The following is a 3146-nucleotide window of genomic DNA, read 5'->3' as shown; positions in this document are numbered from 1 at the left end:
ATCTTCTCTTTCTTTGCTATTTCTCATGACATAGATAAATAGCCAAACAAAAAGGACCGCAAAGGGTCCTTGTGTTAAAAAATATTGAATGATATTTAATTCCAATCTATCCACCCTCCTTAACATTAAAGAACCCTGCTTTAATAGGCAGGGATTTAAATTTACTATATAATTTATCTATTCACATGCTCATGAATTCTTCCGTTAGTAGCTAATAAATGGTGGACAATTCGTAGTAAATGGCTGATTTAATGCTGCGCAATAACGACCACTTGCAGCAACTATAATGATAACTAAAAGTATGAATAGTACTAGAACAATTCCTGCTCCAGTAGCAGAACGTCTTCCATAAGCACTCATTCGAATTCCTCCTTTGTATAATAATGTACTATATACTATGAAAGGATAATCTATTTTGACTGGACTGGTGTTCTCGTACATGTACACATTTTTCATAGATTAAAACCCCACTACATAAATAGTGAGGTTTACACCGTAGAGAGATTCTATGAGTGCTACCATGTTTAAACCCTTCATTTGGTATAGACAAGTGACTTGCTTGTGTGATTGATCTGAACTTGTTCCATACACTTCTTGAAACCAGCTGCTTTTCCCCCTCATTTACTTTTGATTTATTTTCCTTTAAATCATATATAAATCTCTTTCATATTCCAATTGAAATAAATTCATTCTGAGGCTATGATCTAGAATTAAACAGTTTAAAAAACTTTCATAAAATGTTAACAGAATAAATAATCAGAAGAAATATTAAATCCTCTCTTCTTATCTATTATTCTCGTAACCCTTCCTTACTTTTTGTTATCCTTTTATAATTTGTTTCTACCATGTAGCACTTGTAAGGATAATAATTGATCCTGTTGTTTTTATCCTGCTTCCTCCCCTAGCACAATGGATGATATTTTCCCAACAAAAAAAGACGTATCTCTACGCCCTTTCTGTTAACCGTTTAATCATAAAATTTTATTTTTAAACAAAATCTATAAAATAAATACCGTTGCTTTCAGACTTCTGGATGAAACAAAAACAGGAAGATTTATACTTGTTCCTACTACACGTGTAGCTCTGAGATCATACTTATTGATCCCATTACTTGGATTTTTATCTACTATCGGAAAGTTTGGGAAGTTTGTATGTCTTTGGAAGTTAGGTGATGCATAATCCATTTCATCATTGATCGTTGCGATAACATTGTCATTACGCAAGAGTTCATACGTTACTTCAAAAGTTGCAGATCCATCACTAGTCCCAACTAAAGCAATTTGAGCCATTGAATTCAGTGATATCTGTGTTTTCAGTGGCTGTGTCACACACACCTCAACACTAGCTACAATTGCAGAATCACCATCTTCAAGAAGATCAATTACGCCTTTTCCCCCATATGCATTATTTGTTGAAACTGTATCAGATACGACAAAGGGTCCTTTAGCCACCGCTTTAAGACTTCGGGATGCAACAAAAATATCTTCTACGTTAACTTCATTTGCAGTAACTCTTGTACATCTAAGATCATACGTATTAATTCCAGCACTTGGATTACAATCCAGTATTGGAAAGTTTGGAAAGTTAGTGTGTCTTCCATCAGGACCTTGAGATTGATAATCCATTTCATCATTGATTGTTGCAATGATTTCACCATTTCGTTGGATCTCATATGTCACTTCAAAAGTTATGGGACCACCGTCATCAGAAGTATCCGCTACTACAGCAATTTGAGCCATTGAATCCAGTGAAACTTGTGTTTTCTGTGGTTGGGTAACACATACATCAACGGTAGCTACTACTTGAGGAGTTCCATCAATAGGAAGACTAATTACATCTGGATCAGAACCATTATACGGATCAGCTACTGAAACTGTGTCAGCAACAACGAAAGGACCTTTCTTTAATCCCATAAACGTACCTCCCAACTTCTTAAATTATCTGTTCATCTTATCTTATGATCAATCTAATGTAGTTGCTTGGACTCCTATCTATGGGCAGGAATGTAAAAAACCAACTGTTATATTTTAATTGATAATTGGGATAATATAAAAGCAAGCTGTCTGTACTAGTCCTTATTAAGAGTATTCTTAGTAGGGACTTTTCTTTTATCATCCTGCTTTCCTGTCTTACACCATCTTGTGCAAAGTCAATGACAATATCTGATTGAGTTGCTAATGTCATTCCATTTTTATAGAATCCCATAATCTACTTGAGAAAAAATGAAAGTAGATTATGGGATTCTAATAACTTCTACAGTAGAATCTAATTTCACCTGTGTGATTTGAGGTTGTGGCACACATACTTCAACTGTAAGGACTGTACTTTCTGTATCTGCGCCCAATCTTTTTGATTGTGTTGATTGATCACACACAATCAAAGGTTCTTTTTTAAAAGACATTTGAAGGTACTCCCTTAATAAGTTTCATTTAATAAAATATCCTATGAATTAAAGAATTGATCCATGATTGGACATTTATCTTAGGTTACAAAAAAATCCACATTTTTCTGTGTATGTATTGAACCTCTCATGACTGAAACCATGAGATTCCTAAGTACAGAAATGTAATAATCTCTAGTTGATTAGGATAGCCCCGTAGTTCCTACGGTTGAGAGACGAAGTACTTATATAAATAGAAAGACCGGATGCGTTAATTTTTTATTATTCAAAATATCAATCTCAACACTCCAACCACATTTACATGTTCTTTTGAACACTTTTTCATCTATGAACAATGTCCCAGCTCCGTTAGCAACATAACGACTTCCACATTGCTCACAGACTTCATACTGTTTAATTAATTCCATCGCTCTAACTACATTCATTTTTTCAAAATCCTCCACACATAAATTTATCGCAGTTATTTTTATTAAGGACATTGACCTGGCATGCTTAAGTCCTTATTAAGAGTGATCTTAGTAGGGACTTTCTTTTTTATCATCCTGCTTCCCTCCCCTGGCACAATGGATGATATTTTCCCATCAAAAAAAAAGCGCAATCAGCGCTTCCTATTAACAATAAAATCTAATGTTCAAACAGTATTCTATAATGTAAATACTGTTGCTTTCAGACTTCGAGATGCGACAAAAATAAAAGATGTAGCTGATAGCCTTGTACACACTAGATCATACGTATTGATTCCAGC

6 protein-coding genes are annotated in these 3146 nt (G+C 34.4%); 1 reads left to right on the top strand and 5 read right to left on the bottom strand.

Features of this window, described 5'->3' with window-relative positions:
• From ERL59_RS18800 to ERL59_RS18780, 5 genes are all read right to left on the bottom strand, one after another.
• A partial coding sequence (locus ERL59_RS18800) for a BhlA/UviB family holin-like peptide (protein WP_268894524.1) occupies positions 1-105 on the bottom strand: 105 nt, incomplete at its 3' end.
• Positions 106-204: 99 nt separating this feature from the next.
• Positions 205-360, bottom strand: coding sequence for a hypothetical protein (locus ERL59_RS18795; protein WP_160647789.1), 156 nt, complete (start codon positions 358-360; stop codon positions 205-207).
• A gap of 638 nt (positions 361-998) precedes the next feature.
• On the bottom strand, positions 999-1913 hold the full coding sequence (locus ERL59_RS18790) for a hypothetical protein (protein ID WP_160647788.1): 915 nt from the start codon (positions 1911-1913) through the stop codon (positions 999-1001).
• 320 nt (positions 1914-2233) lie between these two features.
• Entirely contained in the window at positions 2234-2401 is a 168-nt protein-coding gene (locus tag ERL59_RS18785) for a hypothetical protein (protein WP_160647787.1), read from the bottom strand.
• A 224-nt stretch (positions 2402-2625) separates the two neighbouring features.
• Positions 2626-2826 (bottom strand): DUF3797 domain-containing protein, encoded by a 201-nt coding sequence (locus ERL59_RS18780; RefSeq protein WP_160647786.1) that lies wholly within the window; start codon positions 2824-2826, stop codon positions 2626-2628.
• 63 nt (positions 2827-2889) lie between these two features.
• On the opposite strand from ERL59_RS18780, the gene ERL59_RS20930 reads away from it, so the two are divergent.
• The coding region (locus ERL59_RS20930) for a hypothetical protein (protein ID WP_210767456.1) at positions 2890-3146 on the top strand (257 nt) is incomplete at its 3' end.

Origin of the sequence: Chengkuizengella marina (assembly GCF_009910845.1) — a bacterium.
GTDB classification, from domain to species: domain Bacteria; phylum Bacillota; class Bacilli; order Paenibacillales; family KCTC-33759; genus Chengkuizengella; species Chengkuizengella marina.
This window is presented reverse-complemented; position numbering and strand designations above follow the sequence as displayed.